This window comes from Lysobacter sp. M2-1, from assembly GCF_022662495.1.
Taxonomy (GTDB): Bacteria; Pseudomonadota; Gammaproteobacteria; order Xanthomonadales; family Xanthomonadaceae; genus JAKPBU01.
The window spans coordinates 253,368-279,171 of sequence record NZ_JAKPBU010000005.1; the positions used below are offsets into that span (position 1 = coordinate 253,368).

Here is a 25,804-nt window from a genome sequence, read left to right on the forward strand (position 1 = left end):
TCTGATTAAAGTCAGAGAATGGATGAAGGCCAGATCCAGCAGGTCCGCAGCTTCAACCGTGCCCTCACCCGGCGGATCGGCGTGCTGGGCGACAACTACCTGGAACGGGGGCGCCCGCTCGCCGAATCGCGCTTGCTGTTCGAGATCGGCCGCGACGGCGCGGACGTGCGCGAGCTGCGGGCGCGGCTTTCGCTGGATTCTGGCTACCTGAGCCGGTTGCTGCGCGCGCTGGAGGGACAGGGTCTGGTGAAGTCGCACCCCGCTGCGGCCGATGCGCGGGTGCGGCGCGCGACCCTGACGCGCAAGGGCCTGCGCGAGTTCGAGGCGCTCGACCAGCGTTCGCAGGGGCTCGCGATATCGCTGCTGGCGCCGCTGGGCTCCGCGCAACGCGCGCGCATGATCGAGGCGATGGCAGAGGTGGAGCGCCTGCTGCGCGCGGCCGCGGTGGTCATCGTGCCTGCGGACCCCGATGGCGCGGACGCGCGCGCGTGCGTCGATGCGTACCTGGGCGAACTGGACCGGACCTTCGAGAATGGTTTCGACCCGGCGCAGGGACCATCCGCCAAGCCCGAGGAACTGGTGCCGCCGGTCGGCCTGTTCCTGCTTGCCCGCCTGGACGACGAGGCCGTGGGCTGCGCAGCCTTGAAGCTGATTGCCCGCGGCGTGGGCGAGATCAAACGCATGTGGGTGGCGCCATCGGCACGCGGACTCGGCGTCGCGCAACGGCTGCTGGAAGCGCTCGAGCAGCATGCGGCGGCGACAGGCTTGCGCACACTGCGCCTGGACACCCATCGATCGCTGGAAGCGGCGCGTGCGATGTACCTGCGCAACGGCTACCGCGAAATCCCGGCGTACAACGACAACCCCTATGCCCATCACTGGTTCGAGAAGCGGATCGGGCCACAGCGCAGGGCCTCGTGAACACCGCCGCCTCCGTCGCCGTTGCGCTGTCGTGACGAAGGCTTGGCCTGGCGCCGGTGATTCACCGGGCTTCAAGGTGCGGCGCGCAACACTCCCGACCTGCCTCGAGTCGGAGTTCCCATGACCCGGACCGCAATCAGGAAAAAGGTCGAAGCGTTCTTCAAGCGATATGCCGCAACCTACGCCCGCGCCCTGGCCGACAAACCAGGAGTGGACAAGGCGGTGACCCGGGCGTTCGCGGACTACTTCGTCGAAGCCAGCCCGGCGGGGGTCCACGGCGGCAGGAACGGCGTGGTCTTCCGCCTGATGGCGCGGCGTGGATTTGCCCGCTACCGCAAGATCGGGGTCGAATCGATGCTGATCGATGCACTGGAAGTCACGCCGCTCGACGACCTGCATGCGATGGCGCGCGTGACCTGGGATTCGCGCACCCGCAGACGCAGCGATGGCCGGCTGGTGCGGATCAGGTTTACGCACTACTACTTCCTGACCCTGCTGGGCGGCAGCGTGCGCATCTTCGCGTACGTGGCCACCGACGAGCAGGCGATCCTGCGCAGGCACGGCTTGATCTGAGGCGTAGCCGTCGCGGTAGCGTTACATCACCGCGAGCGAAGAGTTGCCGAAGTGTCCGGGAAATTCCTCGCGGATCTCCAGCTTGCGCTCGATCGACTGCAGTATCTTTCCGGCGAAGTTGGCCTTGGCCATCTCGCTGCACGAGTGGAGGTTGCCCGGGCTGAAGACATTCACTTCCAGGATGGTGTCGCCGATGATGTCGATGCCGACCAGGAACATGCCATCCTCGATCAGCTTGGGTCGGATCAGTTCGGCCACGCGCAGCTGGCGCTCGGTGATCCGGATCGGCTTGGCGGTGCCGCCGGCGTGGATGTTGCTGCGGATGTCCTCGTCCGAGCCGACCCGGCGCATCGCCGCGTACTTGCCGTCGACTTCGAGTGGCGATCCGTTCATCAGGAACAGGCGGATGTCGCCCTTCTCGGCCTCCGGAACGTACGCCTGGGCGATGATGTAGCCGTCGCGGCTGATCGCTTCGATCATCTGGTTGAGGTTGGCGGCCGCCTTGTTGTTGACCAGGAACACGCCCTGGCCGCCGGAACCCTGCAGCGGCTTGAGCACGACCTTGCCGCCGTGCTTTTTTGCGAATTCCTTGATGTCGTCGGGAAAGCGCGTGATCAGGGTCTCGGCGCGCACCTCGCGCGGGAATCCCTGGAAGTAGAGCTTGTTGATCGCGCGCGACAGGCTGGACGGATCGTTGAGGACCAGCACGCCCTGCTGCGCGGCCAGACGCCCGAACTGGATACCGATGTCCTCGGCCCAGGGGCGTTCGTTGGCGTCGCGGGAGGGATCGTTGCGCAGCATCAGCACGTCGATGTCGCCGACGTCCACCAGGCGGGTCTTTTGCGTGCCCTGCAAGGCCTTCAGGAATGCGGTGAGCGCGGCCGGCTTGGCGGTCGGCGCGCCGGACCTCGCCGACGGCTTCGCCTTTGCCGTGCTCTTCCCGGTCTTTTTCGAGGCCTTCTTTGCCGTCTTCTTCGCGGTCTTGGTCGCCTTGCCGGCTATCGCCCGGCTTGGTCGCGTCGGGGCCTCGATCCTGCCCGCGAAGCGCGCGTGCACGCGCATGGTGTCGTCCGGGCTCAGCACGAAATCCCCCGGGGTGATGTAGCAGACTTCGTGCCCGCGGCGCGCGGCCTCGTAGGCCAGAACCGTGGTGGTGTATCGCGGGTATTCGTCCGCCATGTCGTTGACGAAAAAGGCGATCAGCATGGCGGACCCTCCCGGATGAGGTCGATGAAGGCGGTGCCGCTGCGGATCCGTTCGAGCTGGCGGCGGGCGATGGGGCGGGTCAGGAACTCGGGCGTGGCCACCGGCGCGCGCAGCAGTCCGCGCTGCTGCAGTTCTTCGACCACGGTCACGTGGTGCTCGGCGATCTTGCCGAACCAGAACGGCGCCAGGTCGTCTCCGCGCGCAACGAACGCAAACACCTGCTGGAGTCCGCGCAGGTAGATCGCGTCCTTGGTCAGGCCGCCCGAACGGAAGATGCGGGCGACGATGTTGAACCCCGCGCGCGGGGAGAAATCGTGCTGCTCATGCAGGATCCGGTAGCAGTCGACGAACCCGGCGCCGGACAGCATCGCTTCTACCACCAGCACGCGCGCGGCCAGCAGTCGCAGGCGCGCATCGGTCAGGCCGTCGACCAGGAACTCGGCGAACACGCCCAGGCCTTCCTGGATACCCTCGTAGTTCGCCAGGCCCGCGCCGAAGATCCCCAGCGGCTGCCGGTTGCCGTTGACCGCGGTGAGCACGTGTACGCCGATCTCGTGCTGCAGCAGGGCGTCCAGCCGGCCGCGCGGCAACCGGGTGGCGGTGGACACCAGCAGTTGCTGGCCGCTCACCATCAGCCCCATGCCGATATCCTCGCGCAGGCAGACCTCGGCCTCGAACTCGGGCAGCCGCCTGCGGTAGCGCGCGATCATGTTCTCGGCGGCGTGGGCGACCGCGTGGCAGTCGAGTGGGGTCGAATCGCGCACCGGGCGCGAACCCGGCGCGACCTGCGCCAGGATCGCGTGCGCTTGGACCAGCAGGTCGGATTCGACCGGTCCGTACTGCAGCAGTGAGGTATAGCGGAAGTCGGCGGTGTTGCGGTTCTGCAGCATCAGCAGCTGCAGGTCGAGTTCGCGCCGCTTCTCGCTGAACAGGGTTTCCAGCACCGGGTCCTCCGCCGCGTGCACGTCGATCGCGTACAGCGCACGTTTGGTCTGCTCCGGGCTGACGGTCAGCGGACGGTAGCGGAAGGTCGGCGGCTTGGCGCACTTGGCGGCCTGGAACTGCTCGAACGCATCGGTGGTGTTGATTGGCGAGACGCTGAGCAGGAAGTCGAACGAGCGGCTGATGCGGTCCAGCTCGCGGTCGATCTGCAGGGCGGCCTCGACCAGACGGCTGCGCCCGAACGCACGGTAATGCAGGGTCTGGGCGGACGCGGTCGTCGCGCGCGCAAAGGCTGCGCATGCCTGCAGCACGGAGTCGAAAGCCGCGGTTTCCAGCTCGTCGCGGATCTGCGGATAGACCCGGTCGTGTTCGCCGCGCACACGATGGATCTGCGGCAGCCCCAGCGACAGCCGCGACAACCCGGGCACCTCGTCGAGCAGCGCAGCGAAGCCGGGTTCCTCCGCGGCATGGTCGACCGGCTCGATCTGCGGCTTGCGCAGGTCGATGCGCAGCTCGGCCAGCGCCTCGCCCATGCAGCGGGCCGCTGCCTGGGCCGCCGCATCGGCGCTGGCGCTGAGGACGAAGCGGAAAGGTTCCAGCCGCGCACTGGCTTCGTCCAGCTGCGGATCGAAGGGCAGGTCGTAGAGCGTCAGCACCAGGAACCGCTGGTCCTCTGCGCGCTGGTGGGCGAGGACGGTGCGCAGGCAGGCCAGCGCTGCACGGTCGGCGTCGGCCGTCGCGGACCAGACGATGTTGGAAGGACTGATCGTCGCGATCCGCCTGGCCAGGCCCATCGCGTCGCCCTCGGGGTGGCGGTTGAGCACGAGGAACGGCAGCGGACGGTCGACATAGGCGCGGCCGGCACCGGGCAGCGCCTGCACCCACGCGGTATCGCGCCCGAACTGCTCGGGTGCCAGCACCTGTTCGCCAGCGCGCGCCCTAGCCACGCAGCAGCTCCCGACAGGTGTCGGCGGCGTACGCGACCAGGCCGCGCATCGCAGCCAGTTCGGCCGGATCGGCCTGACCGCTCCATTCGTCCATGTAGAACTTCTTGAACTCGAACGCGATCGCGCATCCGGTGCCGGGATAGCGCTCGTGCACGAAGCGGGTTTGTTCGCCCTTGCCCTGGAAGGCGACGTTCCCGCGCACGTCGAGGCTGCGACCGTTGAAGTCGAACCCGCGTATCGCTTCCATCAGCGGATCCACGACGAAATCCCACTGCGCCCGCGGCATCGAGAACGTACCGATGTTGATGTCCGGCGCCTGCGCCTGCGGCATGGGGTCGCGATCGCTGCCGTCGCGGCGATGGTTGTAGCTGTGCACGTCCAGCAGCACGAAGCGGCCGTGCGTGGCCACGACATCATCGAGCAGCGCGCCGAGCATCGTGTAATAGCCGCGGTGCAGCCGCAGCGATGCTTCGACCATCGCGTCCGATGGCGGCTGCATCCACACGTCCAGGCCCCAGCACTGTTCAGGCGTGCGGTATACGGCCTGTTCGCGGCTGCGGTTGAGATCCACCTCGAAACGCGAGCGGCACGCGATGATGTGGGTGGGTACGGCCGACACCGCCTGTCCGGTATGCGGATCTTCCTCGCGCAGGCGCTCGGCCTCGGGCAGCCGCATGGCTGCAGAGAGGTCGGCACGAAGACCATGGCCGTCGTGGATCGCGGTGGCCAGGACGCAATCGTCGCTTCGTTGCAGCGTCCACCAGGGCGGGTCGGCAGTGCGTGGCGGGGCGCGCATCGTCGCTACTGTGATCGAAGATGCGTTGACGGTGCGTGTAGAGACGCGTCCGCTACCCCAACCAGCACTGACAGCGGCGTCGCACCGAAAGCGCGCGGCCTATGAGCGCGGCTGCGCGATATCGGCGGCCGCGCCGGGTCCCGCGGACACCTAGGGAACGCGGACCAGCGCCCGGTCCGGCGCGACCGGGCCAGATCGGCCATCACGCTGGGTCAGACGCAACTGGCGGTAGCGGCACACGTCGATTCCGGGATAGATCAGGGTGCGGCCATCGGCGAATACCAGGAGGAAATCGCGCACGCAATCGCCTTCCGGGATTTCCACGGTGGCCGATGTCACGCCGCCGCGCAGCGGTGCCCCGAGGTCGATCTGATGGAAGGCGCTGTCGCCTGCGGGCGCAACCGCGAGCGAAGTGACACTGTCGTGCGACGCATTGACCAGGTCGAAGTAACGCGTGGCGGCGCCCCCGGCATGGGCATGGGAGGTAGCGGCGAGGAGGGAAGCGAGGAACGAAACGAGGACGGCGCGATTCAGCATGGCGGTGTCTCCGGCTGCAGGTGAGGGCGCCGGTGCGGTGCGCGAGCGATGTGCGCTGCCTGCCGGCGCGGCCATCAGGCCGGCCGCCGCCGCCCCTGCCTATCGGTTCGGGACGAATCGTCGTGACGCGGTGGCGAATCGTAGCCGGCGCAACGCGGCGCTTTGCAGGGCCGTGGTGCACGCCTACGATGCCCGTGCCTCATCTGGATCACCGGCATGCAGATCCGCCTCGGCAGCACGGAAATCGGCCTGTTCCGCTACCTGGCCCTGTGGACGGCGGTCGTGGTCGTGTTCGCGGTTCAGCGATCCATGAACGATGCGATCAACGGGACGACCTGGCCCGGGCACGTCTACCTGCGCTGGTCGATGATCCAGTGGTACACCTGGGCCGCGCTGGCGCCGCTGGTGTTCCGCCTGGCCGAGCGCTATCCGATCCAGGCGCCCGTGCGCCTGCGCGGACTTGGCATGCAACTGCCGGCGAGCGTGGGCGTGACCCTGCTGGCGCTGGTGATCGGCGCCTTTGTGTCGACGGCGTTCGAGCCCAGCTCGTTCGGGCAGCAGCTCCGGTATTTCCTGAGCATGCATTCGGCCACCGGATTCTTCACCTACTGGGTGCTGTTCACGATCCGGCAGGCGCTGCATTTCCATGCCGAGAAGACTCGTCGCGAAGTGGAGGCGAGCCGTCTGGCAACCGAGCTGGCGCAATCGCGCCTGCTGGCGCTGAAATCGCAGCTGCAGCCGCATTTCCTGTTCAACACGCTGCACGCGATCGTGACCCTGCTCGATGAGGACAAGGCTTCGGCCGAGCAGATGTTGCTGCGCCTGAGCGAACTGCTGCGCGCGTTTCTCGAGGACTACGATGGCCAGGAGATCAGCCTGCGCCAGGAGCTGGTCCTGATCGAGCTGTACCTGGGCATCCAGCGCACCCGCTTCAAGGATCGCCTGACCACGCAGATCTACATCGCGCCGGATACGCTCGCCTGCGCGGTGCCCAGCCTGATCCTGCAGCCGGTCGTCGAGAATGCGATCCGCCACGGTATCGGCAACCGTGTGGGCAGCGACTGTGTCGAGATCGAGAGCCGGCGCGAAGGCGACCGCCTGTGCCTGGAAGTACGCAACCGCAACAGCACGCTCGAATCCGGCGCGAACGCGCAGGGACACGGCATCGGGCTGGCGAACACGTGCCTGCGCCTGCGTGAACTGTATGGGGATGGCGCGGACGTGCGGCTGGACATGCTCTGGCCGCAGGGCGTGGCCTGCCGCATCCGCCTGCCGTTCCGCGAGATCGAGGACGCCGAAGCCGGAGCCGCACAGGAGCTGGCGCCGGCATGAGCATCGCCACCCTGGTCGTCGACGACGAACCGATCGCACGTCGCGCGATCGTGCGCCTGTTGCGTGACGATCCGGAGATCGAACTGCTGGGCGAATGCGGCGACGGAGTGTCCGCAGTCAAGGCGATCCGCAGCCAGTCGCCGGACCTGGTCTTCCTCGATATCCAGATGCCGGCGATCACCGGCCTGGACGTGGTCGCGACGATCGGCGCTGCGCGCATGCCGGCCACGGTATTCGTTACCGCCTACGAGCAGTACGCGGTGCGTGCGTTCGAGGCCAATGCCGTCGACTATCTGGTGAAGCCGTTTGGCCGCGAACGCTTCGCCGATACCCTCAGGCGCGCGAAGGCACGCCTGTCCGCCGGCGAGGGCCCGCAGGCATCGGCGAAACTCCTGGAGATGCTCGATGCGCTGCGCAAACGGGAAGACTTCCTGGAGCGCATTCCCGTGCGCATCGAGGAACATGTCGTGCTGGTCCCGGTCGACGACATCGTCTGGATCCAGGCCAGCCGCAACACGGTGCAGCTGCATCTGGCGGGGCAGGTGCACGAACTGCGCGAGACCATGACCGCGCTGGCGGCGCGGCTGGACCCGCGCAATTTCGCGCGGGTGCACCGCTCGGCGATCGTCAACGTGCGCCGGGTCAAGGCGATCCATCCCTGGTTCAACGGCCACCACGTCGTCGTCATGGACACCGGGCAGCAGCTGCGCATGAGCCGCTACCAGCACGAGACCTTCCTGCGGCTGGTGTCCACGCGCCGCGACGAGAGGGCGGGCTGAGACGCGGCGGGCGGACGAACGATTTCCGGGACCGCCTCGGCTTCGCCACCACTCCCCATGACCGATAGGACAGGCAGGGGCGCCTTGCGCCGGGCACATTGGGCGTCGACCCGACCGGCGAGACCGATCATGCTGCCGCGCATCCTTGCGTTCCTGCTCCTGCTCCTGCCTTTGGCGCTGCCCGCAGCCGAAGCCGAGCGGGCGCACACCGCCGGCCCGTCGGTGCGCGTATACACCCCGCCGCTGCGGATGCCGGCGCTCGGGTTCGCCCGCCAGCTGCGCGTGTATCTGCCGCCTGACTACGCGCGGGGCAGCCGCCGCTATCCGGTGTTGTACATGTTCGACGGCCAGAATCTGTTCGACGACGCCACCAGCTATGTCGGCGAGTGGGGCGTGGACGAGGCCATGGACGCGCTGGCACAGGAACAGGATTTTCCTGCCATCGTCGTGGGCATCGATCACGGCAACGGGCTGCGCATCAACGAGCTGATCCCTTACTGGAACGTGCGCTTCCTGCCCAACGCGGGCGCCGCCTTCGTGGCCGACCTGGTCCAGGCCATCAAGCCGTTCGTCGACGCCAACTACCGCACGCTACCCGGGCGCGAACACACCGCGATCCTCGGTAGCTCGCTCGGTGGCCTGTCGGCCGACTACGCCATCCATCGCTATCCGGAGGTATTCGGCAAGGCCGGGGTGTTCTCGCCTTCCTACTGGGTCTCCGACGAGCCTTTCGCCATCGCCCGCCGCACGCCGCTTCCGGCCGACAGCCGCGTCTACCTGTACATGGGCGGGAAGGAAGGCGAAGAGTCGGTGCCGCAGGTGGCCCGGATGGCGGCGATCCTGCACGCACAGCCGGGTGCAGGCGCGAAGTCGGTGGCGCTGCACATCGTGCCGGAGGCCGAGCACAACGAGACCGCGTGGCGCGCAGAGTTCCCGCTCGCTGTGCGCTGGCTGTTCGGTCTGCCGGGTCCCTAGCCCCGACCCCTTGCGCCGACTCCACGCACGCGCGCCGCGTAGCCGAAGCCGCAAGTCACCTCGAAAGAGGGTTCGACGCAATCGCCGGGAAACCAACCAGCTCGATCCCGCGGCGGTCGATCACTTCCCTGACCCTGGAACTGAGGTAGGCCCGGGTCACGCCGGCACGGTCGGCGGCGACGCGCTCGTAGCCCTTGTGGCCGAAGCCGCGCATCTCGGGCGTGTCGAAGGCAGGGTGTTCGACGATGAACCAGTCGCCGGGCGGCAGCCGTTCGAGCAGCTCGACCAGCGCCTCTTCCCGATGCTCCGGCGTGGAGGTGTTGCTGCCGAAGTTTCCGGCGTATTTGACGCCATCGTCTTCCATCCGCAGGCCGTACTCGCGGGCCAGGCGTTCGGTCAGCGCCTGCAGTTCGGGCGTCGCCCGGGCGGCGAGCATGTGCGCAGAGACATGGCTCACCTGTTTGCCGAGATGCCGCTGCGCGGTTTCGATCTGGGCCCGCAGTTCGCGCTCGACCTCGTCCAGTTTCGGATGCGCGTCGACGAATCCGGTATCGGGCGGAAAGCCGGGTTCCTGTTTGGTCATCGGCCGGAAATAACCGTCCGTATCGACCAGGCTCGGCGCATGGGTCAGCGGGCGCCATTTGATGCGTTGCCATTCGCTGGTGAGTGCGAGGTGCACGCCAACGTCGACGTCGGGATTTTCCTTGATGAGCCGCACGGCATCCAGGAACCACGGGCCGGGAACGAGGACTTCGACGGAGGTGACGATGCCGTCCCTATGAGCCTGGATGCAGGCCTCGTTGACCGCCTGCGCGGCGCCCATGTCGTCGGCGCGGACGATCAGGCGTATGTCGTGCCCGCCTGATGGATCCTGCTGCGCAAGTGCGGGGGTGCAGACCAGCGAGAGCAGGAAGTAAAGCAACGTGGTTCGCATTAGGCGTTTCCGTGTCCTGTGTAATGCATCACTTCTCGAATGGCTGCACGGCGCATCCCGGAATACACGTCCGGCCTCTGGAAAATCGGTTGCAGGGCCGGGCAAGCCGCCCAGAGCAGCGGGCTACTTCGCCAGCGCCTTCACCGCATCGAGCGTTTCCCTGACGTGCAGATTGGGATTGAGGTCAGAATGGACGTGCACGATCTTGCCGTCAGGTGCGATCACGTAGGAAGTGCGATTGGACCACTCGGGCTTCTTGTCCAGCACCGCATCGTACTGCCGGGCGATCTTCGCGCCCGGATCCGCTGCGACCGCGAACTTGCCGCCGCAATGTTCGGTTTCGTTCGAGAACGCGGCAAGCTGGTCGATATTGCCGGCGGTGACGCCGATCACGGTGGCGTGCTGCGCCTTGAATTCGTCGATCGCCTTGGAGAACAGCGCGGCTTCGAGGTTGCAGCCGGGGGTGTGGGCCGCGGGGAAGAAATAAACGACCACCGGCCCTTTCTCCAGGGCGTCCGCCAATGCGAAGGTGAACGGCTTGCCGGCGAGATAGGCCGGAGCGCTGAAGTCCGGCGCCTGCGCGCCGACTTTCAATGCGGCCAGGGACGGTGAAGCGAATGCCACGACGCCGATGATGGCGATGGCGACGAGCTTGAGCGGAGTGCGCATAGCGGGGCTCCCGTGGGATGGTCAGGCGGCGTGGGCGTCCACTGGCAGTTCTACCGGATGGAACCCTCGCACAGCGACGAATCCGACGGCGACGAACAGAACCAGCACAATTCCCTGCGCGATGGCAAAAGGCGGTTCCTGCTGCGTCGGCGCCAGAGCATGCAGGCCCGGGACCTTGTCGAACAACTGGACCACCAGTACGAATACATTGAGATACAGGGAAACGGTGGCGCCAAGCACATAGGTCCCGCGCCAGCGACCCGCCAGACGGCGCGCGTACAGCGCATACGCAGTCGCTGCGAGGACCGCCGAGGACACCACGCCAACGCCAAGCGCCGGCGTGAAACCGCGGAACGGAAACAGGAATCCGGTCACGGTGGTCGCCGCGGTCGTCACCAGGAACAGCGCGGTCCAGCCCGGCAGGTGACGGGACTGCAACAGGCCCGCCATCACCAACAGACCGGCGACGATGCCGACCAGGCTCAGGGCCACGTGGAACAGGGTGAATGCGGACATGGACGACAGCATGGCGTGGCCTCCACGGGACGGTGCCCAGAGCCTGCGCCGGTTGGGCGACCGGCGCAACGGCCCGAACCGTAGTCACCGGCGCGGGCGCTGCGCGATCCAGTGGTCGAGCCGGTTGGCGAAGGCCTGGCGGTCGCGGGCATGGAAGGTCGGCGGGCCACCGGTCTGCACGCCGGAACCGCGTAGTTCTTCCATGAAGTTGCGCATCGACAGGCGTTCGGCCATGTTCTCCGCGGTGTAAAGCTCGCCGCGCGGATTGACGGCGATGCCGCCGCGCTGGAGCACGCGCGCGGCCAGTGGGATGTCCTGGGTGACGACCAGATCGCCCGGCCGTACGCGTTCCACGATCGCGCTGTCGGCCACGTCGAAACCGCCGGCGACCTGCAGGCTGCGGACGAAACGCGAGGGTGGGGTGCGCAGCCACTGGTTGGCGACTAGGGTGACCCGGACCTGCGCCCGCTCGGCAGCGCGGAACAGGATGTCCTTGATCACGCCCGGGCAGGCATCGGCATCGACCCAGATCTGCGCAGGCACGGGTTCGGCATCGGCTGGACTCACGACTCGGGGATCCCCCAGTCGTGGAGCCGGTTCACTCTGGCCGGAGGGTCGCGGACGACGAATCCGGCGACCTGGCAGGACGGCGCATGCCGTCCCGAATCGTCAGGACACCCGGCGATGCACGCGTGGTCCGGGCGGAACCGGGGTGGTGCTGGTTGCAGGCGCTTCAGGCGAAGGTGACGCGGGCGGCTCGGGCTCCGCCGGCTTGGCGGCGTTGCGCGCCTCGCGCTTGCGTGCGTCCTTTTCGTCCTGCTTCTTCTTCTTGGCGATCTCGCGTTGGCGCTTTTCGAAGGAATAGTTGGGTTTGGCCAAGGGCGTGCTCCATCAGAGGTGGTGGGTGGATTGCGGTGAACTTCGCGCCTGCAAGCGGTCAGCGGCGCGACTTGGGTCCCGGGTGCGCCGGGGCTGCGGGCGTATCGGCCCCGGGGTCGATCTTGGTCAGCGAACGCGTGATGCCCAGCACCTCGATCCGGCCGCCGGCCTTGCGGAACGCCTCCATGTCATCGGCGATCCGCTCGCGGGTAACCCCGCCGCCGCGGTCGACGGTCTTGCGTCCACCGAACAGGTGACTGGTGTTGGACGGTGGAATCGGCGTTTTCTTCTGGCGTGGCATGGGGATCTCCTTCAGTACATGGCGAGTGGGATGCCGCGGGTATTGCGGTCCGCGTAGTCCTCGCGGATCTCGCGGCAGTAGGGGCCGGCCATCGCGAAGCGGCGACAGACCTGCGGGCGCGTGCCATAGATCGAGCAGCACATGCGCGCGGCATCGATCGCCACGCACCAGCCTTCTTCATCGCGCGCCATCACATGCAGGCCGGCCTCGGTATGCGTGGTCAGGTGCAGCGGAATGCCGTCGTCGGGTTGCAATACCACCGTCAGGCGGCAGCAGACCGCGTCGCAGGCGGAACAGCTCAGCGACGAGGCACTCATTGTGGGCGTTCCGGCGGCGCGCACCGCTGGTAATGGAGGATGTTGCCGCGGCCGCTCTCGGCATCGTCGTCGTCCATGGCGCAGCGCGAACGCGTCAGCTCGAAGCCCTGCGCCTCCAGCATGCGGGTGAACGGGGCGCTGTTGCCGCGGCCCGGGTCGGTGATCAGCACTTCGGCCCCGGGGCGCGCGTGGCGCTTGACCACGCCTGCCAGCAAGGCCGCGTGGTCGCGTTCGTAAAGCACATCGCTCGCGATGATCAGATCGAACTCACCCAGGGTCGGCAGCGGGTGGTCCCAGCGCATGTGCCGGTAGTGGACGGCCGGCAGAGCGTTGAGCGCGGCGTTGTAGGCCAGGAAGGGTTCGGCCAGCGGATGGGTGTCGGAGGCGACCACGTCGGCGCCACGTCGTTGCAACACCAGACTCGCCAACCCCAGGCCGCAGCCGATCTCGAGAATGCGCTTGCCGGAAATATCGATGCGGTGCATGGCCTGGGCCAGCAACCGGCCCGCCGGCCACAGCTGGCCGAACAGACTCCATTGCGCGGAGGAAATACCCATCCGGACGCCGTGGCCGTCCGGGTCTGCGAACTGCTGACGATCGCTGAGTACCCGCAGGCGGTAGGGATGGCCGCCGACCTGGACCGTGAGATTGCGGGTGGTGTAGCCGGGCATGCCGCTCCGATGAAGCGTCGCCCAGACAACAGGGGCGATGGCGCGTGGACGGGGGCGAGGCGGGCGACGTGGGGTCGCGCGAGACGCGCGGATCGGGATAGTGCCCGAGCGGGCATTCTAGCATCCCCCGGTGCGGAGCCCCTGAACCGCGCATTGTGTGGTCTTTGACCGCAATCCCTGGACCGTGCGGGCAAGCCGGTATCGGGCGAGCGCGTGCCGCTGCACGAAGGTGCGTGAATGCGAACTGCGCCGATTGCCATGCGCCCAGCTGACGTCTTCTTCGCGCGCGCTTATCGAAACCTGCGACATCCTTTCCAATTGAGCCGTCCGCTGGATCAAGCCGTCCGAACTGGAGGATCTTATGAACCGCATTGCCAGGATCGCCGCTGCCTTCGCTGCGGGCGCGGCTGTCATGTATTACCTCGATCCGCTGGCCGGGCGTCGTCGACGTGCGCTGGTGCGCGACCGTGGCCTGGCGGCCACCCATGACGCCGAGCGGTTCGTACGCGCCAAGTCGCACCGGGCCGCGGACCGGGCCAGGGGAATGCTGGCGCGCGCGCGTTCGACGTTGGCCGATGCACCGGTGGACGACGACCGGCTGCACGAGCGCATCCGCGCCCGGCTGGGCCGGGTGGTGGCGCATCCGGGGCAGGTGAACGTGGACGTGAACCACGGGCACGTCGTGTTGCGTGGCCGTGCCTCGCCCGGAGAAATCGAAACGCTCACCGAGACTCTGTCGGTCATGCGCGGCGTGTACGGCGTCGACAACCGCATCTCGACGGGAAGCGGCCAGGCGCGTGCGTAGCCGCTGCGCCAGGCTCGCCGTTAGCGTCAAGACGAAGCCAGGATCATGATCAGCATCACCCGACCTCAGCCCGATCGCGTGGACGTCGCCTTCGAGGGCAAGCTCGACGCCGCCGGCATGCGCGCGGCGCTCGACGAACTGGCGGCGCAGTCACAGGACATCGAGCGCGGCAGGATGCTCTACAGCGTGGGCGACTTCGACTTCCCGTCCTTCGGCGCGCTGGCCGTTGAACTCGCGCGCATTCCGCAGCTGCTGCGGGTGTTCCGTCGATTCCGCCGCGTGGCGGTGGTCGCCGACGCCGCCTGGGTGCGCGGCATCAGCGAGTTCGAAGGAGCGCTGTTCCCGGGCATGGAGCTGAAGGCGTTCCCGGCGGCGCGGCGCAGCGAGGCCGAAGCGTGGCTGGCGGGCTGATGCGGCGCGCGTTGGTCGTTGCTGCATCGCTGATGACGTTGGCGCTCGCCGCCTGCGCGCAACCGCGAGCCGGCGGCGCGGAACCTGCCGCGAACACCCCCACATCCGCAAACGTCACCGTCGCCTTCGTGGGAGTGGATGTGCTGCCCATGGACCGCGACGCGCTGCTGCGCGATCGCACGGTGATCGTGCGCGATGGGCGCATCGCGCAGATCGCGCCCGCGGCCACCGTCGATCTTGCACCCGGCACCTTCCGGATCGACGGCACTGGCAAGGTGCTGATGCCGGGGCTCACCGAGATGCATGGGCACGTGCCAGGTCCGGACGACCCGCAATATGCGCAGGACGTGTTGTTCCTGTACCTGGCCAACGGCGTCACCACGGTGCGCAACATGGCCGGCGACCCCTGGCACCTCGACCTGCGCAGGCGTGTGGATAGCGGCGAGGTGGCGGGACCGAACCTGGTCGCGGCGAGTCCGTGGCTCAGCGCAAAAACCGCGGAGGAAGCCGAACGCGAGGTGCGCGAGGCCAAGCAAGCGGGCTTCGACCTGGTCAAGATCGGCGACATGCCGCGTGCGGCTTATGCGGCGATGGCGAACACCGCGCACGCACTGAAGCTGCCGTTCGCCGGCCACGTGCCGTTCGAAGTGGGGCTGGTCGGCGCGCTGGACGCGAAGCAGGCGTCGATCGACCATCTCGATCGGTACGTCGAATTCCTGGTGCCACCGGGATCCGACGTGACTGGCCGCGACCCCGGCGTGTTCGGCAGCGGCTGGATCGGATCGATCGACCGCTCGCGCATGCACGATGCGGTGCAGCGCACCGTGGCGGCGGGCACCTGGAACGTGCCGACGTTGAGCTTCATCGAGCACCTGGCCTCGCCCGAGCCGGCCGAAACGATGATCCGCTGGCCGGAATTCCGCTATCTGCCGCGTGAAGTCCGCGAAGCCTGGGTGCGCGCGAAGCACGAGTACGCGCGCCGCGACGATTTCCGACCCGAGGCGGCCCAGGCGTTGGTGCGCCTGCGACGCGAACTGCTCAAGGCGCTGCATGACGGTGGCGCGCCGGTCGCGCTGGGTTCGGACGCGCCGCAGTTCTTCAACGTGCCCGGCTTCTCGGTGCATCGCGAGATGCGGATGATGGTGGACGCCGGACTGACGCCGTACGACGTCCTGGTCACGGGCACGCGCAACCCGGCGCGCGCGATCGGCACCCCCGACGCCTTCGGCACGGTGGCCGTGGGCCGGCGTGCGGACCTGGTTCTGCTGGAAGCCGATCCACGTGCGGACATCGCTAATGCCGCACGCCGTACGGGCGTGATGGTGCGTGGGCAGTGGTGGCCGGAAGCTGCGTTGCAGTCACGCTTGCAGGAGATCGCGGCGCGGCGGGCGGATTGAAGGCGGACGGCGTCGGCAACGCTGCAGCGTGAGTCCGTGTTGTCTTCGCAGCTCTGTGCCGCCGGTTTACCCGCCGGCGCGCGAAACTCGCCGGAAGAACGAGCCAGTGCGTCGCAAACAATCAGGGCTGGTTCGACGATTCCGAACCAGCCCTGCGGATGCGGCAGGCGCTGACGCCCGTTATTGCTGCGCCGGCGCCGGGCTCGCCAGGCCGCGTTCGAAGGCATCGTCGATCAGGCGGCGCACCTGGCCGTCGGCGAGCTTGGCTTGCTGTTCGATCCGCCCGCCCAGCTTCTCCATTTCCTTGCCGATGCCTTCCATCGGCCGGCTGGCGGCTTCCATCTCGCGCCCGAGCGCCTCCATCGGAGCATGTTGTTGCTCCATGCGCCGGGAGGCCGTTTCCATCACCGCCGAATGCCGTTCCATCTGTGCGCCCAGCGCTTCCTGCTGCGCGCCCAGCGCCTCCATTTCGGACTCGAGTTGCGCCCGACGGCTGCCGTCGGCGTCGTCTAGCTGCGCCCCGAGCGCCGCCTGACGTTCGCCGAGCTCGCCCATCTGCTCGCCGAGGGCTTCCATTTGTGCTGAAGCGGCGCGCAATTCCGGTGTTTCCTGTTCCGAAGCCTCGCTCAGGGTTTCCATGCGCGCGCTGAGTGCCTCGAGCTTTTCGCTGTGCGGCTGCATCCGGGCATTGAGCGCCTGCATCTGCGTGTTCAGTGCTTCGGTCGGCGCCCACGCTTGCCGGGCCCGGGCGAGCGTGTCGGCGTCACGCACGACCCAGGCCCTACCGTCGCGGCGGAACCACAGGAAATCGCCGTCGATGCTGCCCTGGGCGGCGCGGATCTGCTCGATGTCGTCGCTGCTGCCGGACATCGCGAAGCCTTCCTCGCCCTTGCGCACCAGCGCATAGCTGTCGCCATCGCCGCGGTTGCCGATCGAGATGCGCGCCACCGGACGGGTCGCGGGGGCTGGAGTCGCCCGCGCGGCCGGCGCCGCGGCCTGCGCCAATGCCACGGGCTGGGCGACCACGCTTGCAGGCGTTGCGCGCACGAAACCGGTTGCCGGGTTGGCGATGCGCGCGTTCGCGTAGAAGGCGATCCCGGCCGCTGCCAGAGCGAGCAGCGGCAACACGATGGTGCCAGGACGACGCGTGGCTTGGGGTTGGGGGCGGACGAGTTGGCGGATGCGGGACATGAGCTGACCTCCGTGCGCGGCTTGCGCGAGTTGAAGCGGGGGAAGGGGCGATCGCTCGAGCGACATGCGATCGAGTTCGGACAGGGCGAGGGCGAGCTTGCGGCGTTCGCCCAGCGCAGTGGCGGCGAGGTCGTCGGCGACGAGTTCGCGTTCCTCGCGGATGCGGCTCGACAGCCACCACACCACTGGGTGGTAGAAGAGCAGGGCTTCGATGACGCCCTGCAGCAGATTGACCAGGTAGTCGTGGCGGCGGATATGCGCCAGTTCGTGCGCGATCAGGGCTTCCAGCAGCGACGCCGGCATGCGCGCGGCGACGGCCATCGGCAGCAACACGATCGGGCGCCACCAGCCGGCAGACAGTGGACTGTCGCCCTGGTCGGTGAACTGCAGCGCGACCTTGCGCGCGATTCGCATGCGTGCAGCGAGGCGGTCGACGCAGCCCTGCCAGTGGCCGCCCGTGTCTGCATGCGCGTCGCGGCACAGGCGCCGCACCCAGAGCACGCCGCCGGCCATGCGCAGCGACAGCAGGCCGGTGCCCACGGCCCACAGCGCCACGACCCAGGGCAACAGGACGTCGGGTGGTGTCGGCAGGGCAGGGCGGATCAGCGCGGCCGTCGATCCCGCGCCGGCGTCGCGTGCGAGCAGACGGCCTGCGGTCGGCAACGCTTCGGCGCCGCTACCCAGGAACGCCAGGCAAACACTCGCGAGCGGCGCAGCCACGCACGCCAGCAGCGCGACGCAGGCGACCGCATAGCGGGCCTGCGGACGCGCATCGCGCAGCACAAGCAACAGCAGCCACGCGACCAGACCGATCAGTACACCCTGCCACAGGAAATGCAGCAGCGCCGTGCCAAGCGCGGGCACTAGCACCACGGCCATCTCATTCATCGCCGGTCTCCTCTAGAAAGCGCTGGATCTCCGCGCGTTCGGCATCGCTGACCCGGCCACCGCGCAACGCGGCCAGGACCAGATCCTTGCCCGAGCCGGAGAAGGCCTTGTGGATCAGCTCGTCCAGCAAACGGGTCTGCAACGAGTTCTGCGGCTGTGCGGCGGCATAGACGTGCGAGCGCTGGCTTTCGTCGCGCTTGAGCAGGCCCTTGCCATGCATGATCTGCATCAGGCGCAGCACCGTGGCGTACGCCAGGTCCGGCCGCTCGCGCAGCTTCGCTTCGTGCACCTGCCGCACCGAAGCAGGGCCCAGCTGCCACAGCGTGCGCAACAGGTCCAGTTCGGCGGGGGTGGGTCTGGGCAGGCGCTTGGCCTTCGACATCGCGGGCGCTTCCAGGGAGTTCGGCCGCACCCTATCGCACCTAGACAATCGTGTCTAGAACTTTTTGTCTATGTGGGGCGTCGGTCACCCCGACTTCCGACATACGCGTGCCTCGGCGCCCCGGTGCAACACTGCGGCGTTGGCCGCAAACAGGCCGAATACCGGAGCTGCCGCATGCGCGCCACGCGTCGTGACCTGATCCGCCTGGGCGCACTGGCCGCCGCCGGCTCGGCCTTGCCGACACTGGCCTGGGGCGCCGGTCCCGGAGCCGCTGCAAAACCGCTGCGCATCCTCATCCTCGGCGGCACCGGCTTCACCGGCCCGTTCCAGGTCAACTACGCGCTGGCACGCGGGCACAAGGTCACGCTGTTCAATCGCGGCAAGCGTCCGTCGCCGGAATGGCCGGGCGAAGTGGAGCAGCTGCACGGTGACCGCAATACCGGCGATCTCAAGGCGCTGGAAGGGCGTCAGTGGGACGTCGCCATCGACAATCCGACCAGTCTGCCGTTCTGGGTGCGCGATGCGGGCAGGGTGCTCAAAGGCAACATCGGGCATTACCTGTTCATTTCGACCATTTCGGTGTACGCCGACGGCTCGAAGCCGGGCATCGACGAAGGCGCGCCGCTGGCGCAGTACAAGGGCAAGGACCCGATGGCCGAGACCATCGAACGCCTGCGCGCCGATATCGAGAACCTCTACGGGCCGCTCAAGGCCCTGAGCGAAGCCGAAGCGCACACACAGTTCGGGGACAAGGTCACCATCGTGCGACCGGGGTACATCGTCGGTCCGCGCGACGAGACCGACCGCTTCACTTACTGGCCGCATCGCGTCGCCCAGGGCGGCGAAATGCTCGTGCCTGGCGATGGCAAGGATCCGGTGCAGTTCATCGACGGCCGCGACTTGGGCGAATGGATGATCCGTCTGGCCGAAGCAGGCACCACCGGCACGTTCAATGCCGTTGGTCCCAGGGACACGGTCACCATGGACGCGATGCTGGCCGGATGCGAAGCGGTCGTCGGCGGCGATCCGCGCTATACCCATGTCACCCCGGAATTCGTCGAGGCGCAAAAGATCGACCTTCCGATCTGGGTGCCGCGCCAGGCTGGTCCATTCGCCGGCTATGGGCAGGTCAGCAACGCGCGCGCCGTCGCTGCAGGCCTGACCTATCGCCCGCTCGCGACCACGGTGGCCGAGCTGATGGCCTGGTTCCGAAGCCTGCCGGGCGAGCGCCAGGCCAAACTCAATGCCGGGATCACCCGCGAGCAGGAAGCCGAGTGGCTCAGGCTCTGGCACGCCAGCAGGGGATAGGGACAAACCGGCGCGATTCGACGCCCGCGCAGGCAACGGGCAGTAGCATGTCGCAGGCGGCTTCCGTGGATGGCATGCGCATGATGTTGTTTCGAATCGGGTTGGCGATGTGGGTGATCGTCGCTGCCGTTCCTTCGATCGCCTCCGCCGCGAGCTTTCGCGTCGCTGCGCCGCAGGCGCCGCTCGAGGCCGTGGTGCAGGCAGGAACGACGCTCTCGCTGGAAGTGCGTTATCGCGACAATACGCTGGTGCGTGCAGGCCCCATCGGTCTGGATATCGACGGCGGGACGCGCGCGGAAGCGTTGCCGCCCGTCAGCGGCGAGCAACGGCGCTCGGTCGATGAAGTGATCCGGCCCGCGGTGCCAGAGAAGCGCGCACTCATCCCCGATCGCTACAACGAGCTCAGGCTCGATTTCGGCGAATCGTTGTCGGCCGTGTTCCGCGTATACGACGATGGCGTCGCCTACCGTTTCGAGACCCGCTACGACGGTGAGGTCACGATCGACAGTGAACACGCAACGTTGCGCTTCGGCGATCAGGACAAGGCATGGATCGCGCTCGCCACCTGCCGCAAGGAACCCGAGCTCGACTGCTTCCACACCAGCTTCGAGGAGAACTACACCGAAGTCGCGCTGCGCGACGTGCTGCCGGGGCGCCAGGCATTCCTGCCGCTGCTGGTGCGCACGCAGTCCGGCGCCTACGTCGGCGTCACCGAATCGGACCTGTGGGACTACCCGGGGCTGTGGCTGCGCGGCGTGCAGGGTGCGCCGACATTGCGCGCCGAGTTCGCGCGCTATCCATTGCAGGAGCGGGTGTTCGGCGGCGAATTCAAGCAGAACATGGTGATCCGGCGCGCGGACTACATCGCTCGCACCGCTGGCGATCGCAGTTTTCTGTGGCGGGTCTTCATGGTGGCGCCCGACGCCGCCGCGCTGGTTGGCAACGATCTGGTCTACCGCCTGGCGCGACCATTGGCGCTGGAGGACGTCTCGTGGATCCATCCGGGTAAGTCGACCGAGGAGTGGATCACCAGCCGTGTGCTGCACGGGGTCGACTTCGTGTCCGGCCCCAACACCGACACGTATCGCTATTACATCGATTTCGCGGCCGAGTACGGCCTCGAGTACATGATGTTCGACGCGGGATGGTCGGACAACGACGACAATACGAAACTCAATCCCGCCATCGACGTGCCAGGCCTGATCGCGTATGCGCGGAGCAAGGGCGTGCGCGTGTTGCTGTGGAACGAGGCCAACGCGCTGGAGCGCAACCTGGACGAAGCGCTGGACCGCTACGCGGCCTGGGGCGCGAGCGGGATCATGATGGATTTCATGGACCGCGACGACCAGAAGACCCTGCAGCTCTACGAGCGGGTGGCCAAGGCTGCTGCGCAGCGCCGGCTGGTGGTCAACCTGCACGGCGCGTTCAAGCCCACCGGAATGCAGCGCGCCTATCCCAACCTGCTCACGCGCGAGGGCGTGCTGGGCCACGAGTTCAACATGTGGAGCGACCGGGTCACGCCCGACCATGCCCTGACCGTGCCATTCGTGCGCATGCTCGCCGGTCCGCTGGACTGGGAAGGCGGCTCGATGCAGAACGGCACGCAAAAGACCTTCCGCGCGGTCGGCGAGCAGCCGATGAACCAGGGCACGCGCACCCAGCAGATGGCCCAGTACGTGATCTACGAAAGCCCGCTGCAGTATCTGGCCGGCACGCCCTCCGACTACCGCACCGCGCCCGAGTTCACCCGCATCCTGGCCGGCATTCCGACCACCTGGGACGAGACCCGCCCGATCGAGGGCGCGGTGGGCGACTACCTGGTGCTGGCGCGCCGTTCTGGCGACACCTGGTACGTGGCCGCGATGACCGACTGGACTGCGCGCAGCTTCGAAGTCCCGCTGTCGTTCCTGGAACAGGGCCGCTATGCGGCCACCATCGTCGCGGATGGCTTGAATGCCGATCGTTATGCGGGTGATGTGCGCATCGAACGCCAGGCGGTGGGCGCAAACGATAGCCTCACGCTGAAGCTCGCGCCCGGCGGCGGCTACGTGGCCCGGCTTGTCAGGATCGGCAGTGCGCAGGATGCGGCGCCATCGTCGCCAGCGCAGACTTCACCCTGATCGTGCGCCTCACACCCAGCCGGTCGCGTAGAACACGCCGATCACCACGAACACCGCCAACGTTTTGACCAGGGTGATGGCAAAGACATCCTTGTAGGCCTGGCGGTGGGTCAGGCCGGTGACCGCGAGCAGGGTAATCACCGCGCCGTTATGGGGCAGGGTGTCCATGCCGCCCGAGGCCATCGCTGCCACCCGGTGCATCACTTCCATCGGGATGCCCGCGGCATTTGCGTTGGCGATGAAGGTTTCCGCCATCGCCGCGAGCGCAATGCTCATCCCGCCCGAGGCCGAGCCGGTGATGCCGGCCAGGGCGGTGACGGTGACCGCTTCGTTGACTAGGGGATTGGGAATCGCACTGAGCGCATTGGCCACCACTAGGAAGCCGGGCAGGGCGGCAATGACCGCCCCGAATCCGTACTCGGACGCGGTGTTCATCGAGGCGAGCAAGGCACCGCCGATGGCCGATTTCGTGCCCTCGGCGAAGCTGGCGATCACCGGCTTCCAGGCGAACGCGAGCACCGTGGCGATCCCAACCAGCAGGGCGCCTTCCACCGCCCAGATCGCGGCCACCTTCGATACCTCCTGCACCACGGGCGCGGGCGTGCCGATTACCGCCGGAACGAACTCGTGGGCCTGCCCGTAGAAGCGCGGGATCAGACCGGTGAACAGCTTGTTGCTCACGCCCACCAGCACCAGCGGCAGGATCGCGATCAGCGGATTGGCGAGCCTGCCGCCGGCAAAGCTCGCCGGTTCGTTCACCAGCGTGGCCGCATCGCCATAGCCTTCGCCCGCGGCCAGCGCCTTGCGGCGTCGCCATTCCAGGTACGCCAGGCCCACGCCTAGGATGAAGACGCCGCCCAGGGTGCCCAGTACCGGAGCGGCCCAGGCCGTGGTGCCGAAGAACGATGCCGGAATGATGTTCTGGATCTGCGGCGTGCCTGGCAGCGCATCCATGGTGAAGGTGAACGCGCCCAGCGCGATGGTGCCGGGGATCAGACGCTTGGGGATATCGCTCTGACGGAACAACTCCGCCGCGAACGGATACACCGCGAACACCACCACGAACAGCGACACGCCGCCATAGGTCAGCAGCGCGCACACCAGCACGATTGACAGCATCGCCCGCTGTGCGCCCACGACTGCGATGGTCGCCTTGACGATCGCCTTGGAAAAGCCGGAGATCTCGATCAGCTTGCCGAACACCGCGCCGAGCAGGAAGACCGGGAAATACAGCTTCAGGAACCCGACCATCTTGTCCATGAACAGGCCGGTGAACATCGGCGCGACCAGCGATGGATCGGTCAGCAGCACCGCGCCCAGCGCCGCGATCGGGGCGAACAAGATCACGCTGTAGCCGCGATAGGCCACGAACATGAGGAAGCACAGCGCGGCGAGGACGATCAGGAACGACATTCGGGATCTCTGCAGGAAATCTGTCCACGGCACCCGGCCGCCTGGATGCGGCGGCCATGGCCGCGAATGTCTTTGCCTGCGTGTAGCCAGGCGAGGCGCCATCACGGCCATGACCGCCCGCAAAGGAATGGGCGACTGCTGGTCGGGCGCAGTCTCAGCGGCTACACCGCTCGGGCCCATTGTCCGAAGGTACAAGTGCCCGCGGCTGTGCGCCTGCCTAGTCTGCACGGCGGGCGGCGCCTGGCCGCACGCAATGCCTATCCGAGGGGAACCAAGATGAAACGCAGCACCCTGAGCCTGGCCGTCGCCACCAGTCTGCTCGCCGCCACCGCCATCCACGCCCCGATCGTGCGCGCGCAGGACGCGCCGGCACCAACGGCCGCACAGGAAGACGAAGCTGCGCCAGCCACGCTGGACGCGATCACGGTCACCGCGCGCAAGCGCGAGGAAACCCTCCAGGACGTGCCGGTCGCGGTCACCGCGTTCACGCCCGATCTGCTGGACAAGCTCAACGTCCGCGACATCGGCGACCTGGACGCACAGGTGCCCAACCTCACCATCTATGCCGCGCGCGGGTCCAGCAGCACGGCCACCGTCTACATCCGCGGCGTCGGCCAGGCCGATCCGCTGTGGGGCGTGGATCCGGGCGTGGGCATCTACCTGGACGATGTCTACATCGCCCGCCCGCAGGGCGCCCTGCTGGACGTGTTCGACGTCGGCCGGATCGAGGTGCTGCGCGGCCCGCAGGGCACGCTGTACGGCAAGAACACCATCGGTGGCGCGATCAAGTACATCAGCCGCGAATTGCCGAAACAGCTCGACGGCTTCGCCTCCGTCACGGTCGGTAACTACAACCAGCTCGATGCCAAGGCCGCCATCGGCGGCCCCATCGGTGGCGAGGACAGCGGCTTGCGCGGCCGGGTGTCGGTCGCCAGCATGAACCGGGACGGCTTCGGCACCAACCAGTTCACCGGCCAGGACGTGAGCGACAAGGAAATCAACGCAGCGCGCCTGCACCTGGGGGCGTATGCGCGCGACGACCTGGACTTCCAGTTCACCTTCGACTGGCTGGACGATCAGTCAGGCGTGCGCGGCGCGAAGATGCTGGCGCCCAATCCGCTGGCACCGGGCGTGGCGCCGCTGGACGACCGCTACGACATCCGCAGCGGAATGCCCAATGTCAACGATACCGAGATGAAAGGCGTTTCGGCCACGGTCAACTGGCGTCCCAACGACAACTGGGCGCTCAAATACGTCATCGCCCGGCGGGAATCGGACACCGAGACCAACATCGACTTCGACACCCTGCCGAACAAGCTGGTCGACGTGAAGGCCTTCTACAGCGACGAGCAGGTGACCAACGAGCTGCAGGCCAACTACGACGCCGGCGGACGGGCGCGCGGCGTGATCGGCCTGTATGCGTTCAACGGCGATGCCGGTGGACAGGTGCTCAACAACTTCCTCAACCTGATCTTCGGCGATACCCAGGGCGTGGTCACCACCGAGAGCGTTGCCCTTTACAGCGACTGGACCATCGACCTGACCGACCGCCTGAGCCTGGACGTGGGCGCGCGGATCACCAGCGAGGACAAGCACGCGCGGGTCCTCAACCGCTGCTACCGGGACGCGACCTACACCGAGCTGGCACTCGCCTGCACGGCGACCAATCCCACGCCGATCGCCGCCGACTTCGACAAGTCGACCAGTTTCGAGAACGTTTCGCCCAAGGTGTCGCTGGACTACGAGATCACCCCGGACATCATGGTCTACGGCCTGGCGACCCGCGGGTTCAAGTCCGGCGGCTACAACATCCGCGCGCAGTCGGTGCAGTTCCCGGAGTCGGCCGAGCCGTTCAAGGACGAACAGGTCGACAGCTACGAGATCGGCTCGAAGATGGGGCTGTTCGATCAGCGTCTGTTCCTCAACCTGTCGGTGTTCCACAACAAGTACAAGGACATCCAGCTGTCGGTGTTCACCAGCTACGACAGCAATGGCGACGGGGTCGACGATGCCTTCTTCGGCGATTTCACCAACGCCGGCGCCGGCACCGTGAACGGTGCGGAAGTCGAATACCAGTGGCTGCCGACGGCGAACTGGCTGATCAGCGGCAACCTGGCATGGCTGGACGCGGAATACGACGAGTTCATCACCGGCGGCGTCGACATCTCCGATGCGCAGCGCTTCACCAACGCGCCCGAGTTCTCCGGGGCGCTGAATGTCGAATACCGCACCGATCTGGCCAATGGCGGCAACCTGTCCGCGCGCGTGGGCTATGCCTACCAGAGCGAGGTCTGGCCGACCACCGACCTGAGCCCGGCGATCCGGCAGGACGGCTACGGCCTGGTCAGCGCAGGCGTGATCTACAAGCTCAACGACGCCTGGTCGTTCTCGCTGCAGGGCACCAACCTGGCGGACAAGGAATACCGCACCACGGGTTACAACATCGCCGCGCTCGGCGTCCTCACCGGCTTCTATGGTGCGCCCCGGCAATACAGCCTGACCGCGCGCTACGACTTCTGAGCCCCATCCGGCGAGGACCAAGGCCGGTTCCGCGAAGGCGTGCGGATGCCACCTGGCACCGGGTGCGTTGCATG

The 25,804-nt window shown here is 67.4% G+C and carries 26 protein-coding genes; 11 read left to right on the forward strand and 15 right to left on the reverse strand.

Features of this window, described 5'->3' with window-relative positions; genetic code table 11:
- Positions 1 to 18: 18 nt before the first annotated feature.
- Positions 19 to 921, forward strand: a complete 903-nt coding sequence (locus tag MC375_RS12060; protein ID WP_242103639.1) for a helix-turn-helix domain-containing GNAT family N-acetyltransferase — start codon at positions 19 to 21, stop codon at positions 919 to 921.
- Positions 922 to 1,041: 120 nt separating this feature from the next.
- The gene (locus MC375_RS12065) at positions 1,042 to 1,494 is read left to right on the forward strand and encodes a hypothetical protein (RefSeq protein ID WP_242103640.1); all 453 of its coding nucleotides are present in this window, start codon (positions 1,042 to 1,044) and stop codon (positions 1,492 to 1,494) included.
- A 21-nt stretch (positions 1,495 to 1,515) separates the two neighbouring features.
- Here the strand turns inward: MC375_RS12065 and MC375_RS12070 are convergent, their stop codons facing one another.
- The 4 genes from MC375_RS12070 to MC375_RS12085 all read right to left on the reverse strand — a co-directional run bounded on the left by MC375_RS12070 (position 1,516) and on the right by MC375_RS12085 (position 5,922).
- Complete coding sequence (locus tag MC375_RS12070; protein WP_242103641.1) at positions 1,516 to 2,700, reverse strand: hypothetical protein; 1,185 nt, start codon at positions 2,698 to 2,700, stop codon at positions 1,516 to 1,518.
- The gene (locus MC375_RS12075) at positions 2,694 to 4,589 is read right to left on the reverse strand and encodes a tyrosine/phenylalanine carboxypeptidase domain-containing protein (RefSeq protein ID WP_242103642.1); all 1,896 of its coding nucleotides are present in this window, start codon (positions 4,587 to 4,589) and stop codon (positions 2,694 to 2,696) included. The genes MC375_RS12070 and MC375_RS12075 overlap by 7 nt, the downstream gene beginning before the upstream one ends.
- A complete protein-coding gene (locus MC375_RS12080; protein WP_242103643.1) occupies positions 4,582 to 5,385 on the reverse strand; it encodes an N-formylglutamate amidohydrolase in 804 nt (267 codons plus the stop codon). The genes MC375_RS12075 and MC375_RS12080 overlap by 8 nt, the downstream gene beginning before the upstream one ends.
- Positions 5,386 to 5,535: 150 nt before the next feature.
- Positions 5,536 to 5,922 (reverse strand): hypothetical protein, encoded by a 387-nt coding sequence (locus MC375_RS12085; protein ID WP_242103644.1) that lies wholly within the window; start codon positions 5,920 to 5,922, stop codon positions 5,536 to 5,538.
- Positions 5,923 to 6,138: 216 nt separating this feature from the next.
- Between MC375_RS12085 and MC375_RS12090 the strand changes: the two genes are divergently transcribed.
- The 3 genes from MC375_RS12090 (at position 6,139) to MC375_RS12100 (ending at position 9,008) form a co-directional block, all read left to right on the forward strand.
- The gene (locus tag MC375_RS12090) at positions 6,139 to 7,254 is read left to right on the forward strand and encodes a histidine kinase (RefSeq protein ID WP_242103645.1); all 1,116 of its coding nucleotides are present in this window, start codon (positions 6,139 to 6,141) and stop codon (positions 7,252 to 7,254) included.
- The gene (locus tag MC375_RS12095; protein WP_242103646.1) at positions 7,251 to 8,033 is read left to right on the forward strand and encodes a LytTR family DNA-binding domain-containing protein; all 783 of its coding nucleotides are present in this window, start codon (positions 7,251 to 7,253) and stop codon (positions 8,031 to 8,033) included. The genes MC375_RS12090 and MC375_RS12095 overlap by 4 nt, the downstream gene beginning before the upstream one ends.
- Positions 8,034 to 8,162: 129 nt before the next feature.
- Positions 8,163 to 9,008, forward strand: a complete 846-nt coding sequence (locus tag MC375_RS12100; protein WP_242103647.1) for an alpha/beta hydrolase-fold protein — start codon at positions 8,163 to 8,165, stop codon at positions 9,006 to 9,008.
- Positions 9,009 to 9,063: 55 nt separating this feature from the next.
- On the opposite strand, the gene MC375_RS12105 is transcribed toward MC375_RS12100, so the two are convergent.
- From MC375_RS12105 to MC375_RS12140, 8 genes are all read right to left on the reverse strand, one after another.
- Positions 9,064 to 9,942: a ChbG/HpnK family deacetylase gene (locus MC375_RS12105; protein WP_242103648.1), complete on the reverse strand. Its 879-nt coding sequence runs from the start codon at positions 9,940 to 9,942 to the stop codon at positions 9,064 to 9,066.
- Between the two features lie 123 nt (positions 9,943 to 10,065).
- Positions 10,066 to 10,611 carry a peroxiredoxin gene (locus MC375_RS12110; protein WP_242103649.1) on the reverse strand — a complete coding sequence of 182 codons (546 nt, stop codon included), beginning with the start codon at positions 10,609 to 10,611 and terminating at the stop codon, positions 10,066 to 10,068.
- 21 nt (positions 10,612 to 10,632) lie between these two features.
- Positions 10,633 to 11,127: a hypothetical protein gene (locus MC375_RS12115; RefSeq protein ID WP_242103650.1), complete on the reverse strand. Its 495-nt coding sequence runs from the start codon at positions 11,125 to 11,127 to the stop codon at positions 10,633 to 10,635.
- Between the two features lie 84 nt (positions 11,128 to 11,211).
- Positions 11,212 to 11,694 (reverse strand): YaiI/YqxD family protein, encoded by a 483-nt coding sequence (locus MC375_RS12120; RefSeq protein WP_242103651.1) that lies wholly within the window; start codon positions 11,692 to 11,694, stop codon positions 11,212 to 11,214.
- A 102-nt stretch (positions 11,695 to 11,796) separates the two neighbouring features.
- Complete coding sequence (locus MC375_RS12125; RefSeq protein ID WP_242103652.1) at positions 11,797 to 12,006, reverse strand: hypothetical protein; 210 nt, start codon at positions 12,004 to 12,006, stop codon at positions 11,797 to 11,799.
- Between the two features lie 58 nt (positions 12,007 to 12,064).
- Positions 12,065 to 12,307 carry a hypothetical protein gene (locus MC375_RS12130; RefSeq protein WP_242103653.1) on the reverse strand — a complete coding sequence of 81 codons (243 nt, stop codon included), beginning with the start codon at positions 12,305 to 12,307 and terminating at the stop codon, positions 12,065 to 12,067.
- An 11-nt stretch (positions 12,308 to 12,318) separates the two neighbouring features.
- Positions 12,319 to 12,624 carry a YkgJ family cysteine cluster protein gene (locus MC375_RS12135; RefSeq protein WP_242103654.1) on the reverse strand — a complete coding sequence of 102 codons (306 nt, stop codon included), beginning with the start codon at positions 12,622 to 12,624 and terminating at the stop codon, positions 12,319 to 12,321.
- The gene (locus MC375_RS12140; RefSeq protein WP_242103655.1) at positions 12,621 to 13,295 is read right to left on the reverse strand and encodes a protein N-lysine methyltransferase family protein; all 675 of its coding nucleotides are present in this window, start codon (positions 13,293 to 13,295) and stop codon (positions 12,621 to 12,623) included. The genes MC375_RS12135 and MC375_RS12140 overlap by 4 nt, the downstream gene beginning before the upstream one ends.
- A gap of 361 nt (positions 13,296 to 13,656) precedes the next feature.
- Between MC375_RS12140 and MC375_RS12145 the strand changes: the two genes are divergently transcribed.
- The 3 genes from MC375_RS12145 to MC375_RS12155 are packed head-to-tail and all read left to right on the forward strand — an operon-like array spanning position 13,657 to position 15,908.
- A complete protein-coding gene (locus MC375_RS12145; protein ID WP_242103656.1) occupies positions 13,657 to 14,100 on the forward strand; it encodes a BON domain-containing protein in 444 nt (147 codons plus the stop codon).
- Positions 14,101 to 14,145: 45 nt separating this feature from the next.
- A complete protein-coding gene (locus tag MC375_RS12150) occupies positions 14,146 to 14,511 on the forward strand; it encodes an STAS/SEC14 domain-containing protein (RefSeq protein WP_242103657.1) in 366 nt (121 codons plus the stop codon).
- Between the two features lie 32 nt (positions 14,512 to 14,543).
- Complete coding sequence (locus MC375_RS12155) at positions 14,544 to 15,908, forward strand: amidohydrolase family protein (RefSeq protein WP_242103658.1); 1,365 nt, start codon at positions 14,544 to 14,546, stop codon at positions 15,906 to 15,908.
- Between the two features lie 180 nt (positions 15,909 to 16,088).
- On the opposite strand, the gene MC375_RS12160 is transcribed toward MC375_RS12155, so the two are convergent.
- Together MC375_RS12160 and MC375_RS12165 are read right to left on the reverse strand one after the other, a co-directional pair.
- The gene (locus MC375_RS12160; protein ID WP_242103659.1) at positions 16,089 to 17,987 is read right to left on the reverse strand and encodes a M56 family metallopeptidase; all 1,899 of its coding nucleotides are present in this window, start codon (positions 17,985 to 17,987) and stop codon (positions 16,089 to 16,091) included.
- Positions 17,980 to 18,369, reverse strand: a complete 390-nt coding sequence (locus MC375_RS12165) for a BlaI/MecI/CopY family transcriptional regulator (RefSeq protein ID WP_242103660.1) — start codon at positions 18,367 to 18,369, stop codon at positions 17,980 to 17,982. The genes MC375_RS12160 and MC375_RS12165 overlap by 8 nt, the downstream gene beginning before the upstream one ends.
- Before the next feature lie 174 nt (positions 18,370 to 18,543).
- Here MC375_RS12165 and MC375_RS12170 point away from each other — a divergent pair, with 174 nt between their 5' ends.
- A complete protein-coding gene (locus MC375_RS12170) occupies positions 18,544 to 19,677 on the forward strand; it encodes an NAD-dependent epimerase/dehydratase family protein (RefSeq protein ID WP_242103661.1) in 1,134 nt (377 codons plus the stop codon).
- Between the two features lie 80 nt (positions 19,678 to 19,757).
- Complete coding sequence (locus MC375_RS12175; protein WP_242103662.1) at positions 19,758 to 21,797, forward strand: glycoside hydrolase family 97 protein; 2,040 nt, start codon at positions 19,758 to 19,760, stop codon at positions 21,795 to 21,797.
- Positions 21,798 to 21,806: 9 nt separating this feature from the next.
- On the opposite strand, the gene MC375_RS12180 is transcribed toward MC375_RS12175, so the two are convergent.
- Positions 21,807 to 23,210 (reverse strand): GntP family permease, encoded by a 1,404-nt coding sequence (locus MC375_RS12180; RefSeq protein ID WP_242103663.1) that lies wholly within the window; start codon positions 23,208 to 23,210, stop codon positions 21,807 to 21,809.
- 276 nt (positions 23,211 to 23,486) lie between these two features.
- Here MC375_RS12180 and MC375_RS12185 point away from each other — a divergent pair, with 276 nt between their 5' ends.
- A complete protein-coding gene (locus tag MC375_RS12185) occupies positions 23,487 to 25,730 on the forward strand; it encodes a TonB-dependent receptor (protein WP_242103664.1) in 2,244 nt (747 codons plus the stop codon).
- Positions 25,731 to 25,804: the final 74 nt, after the last annotated feature.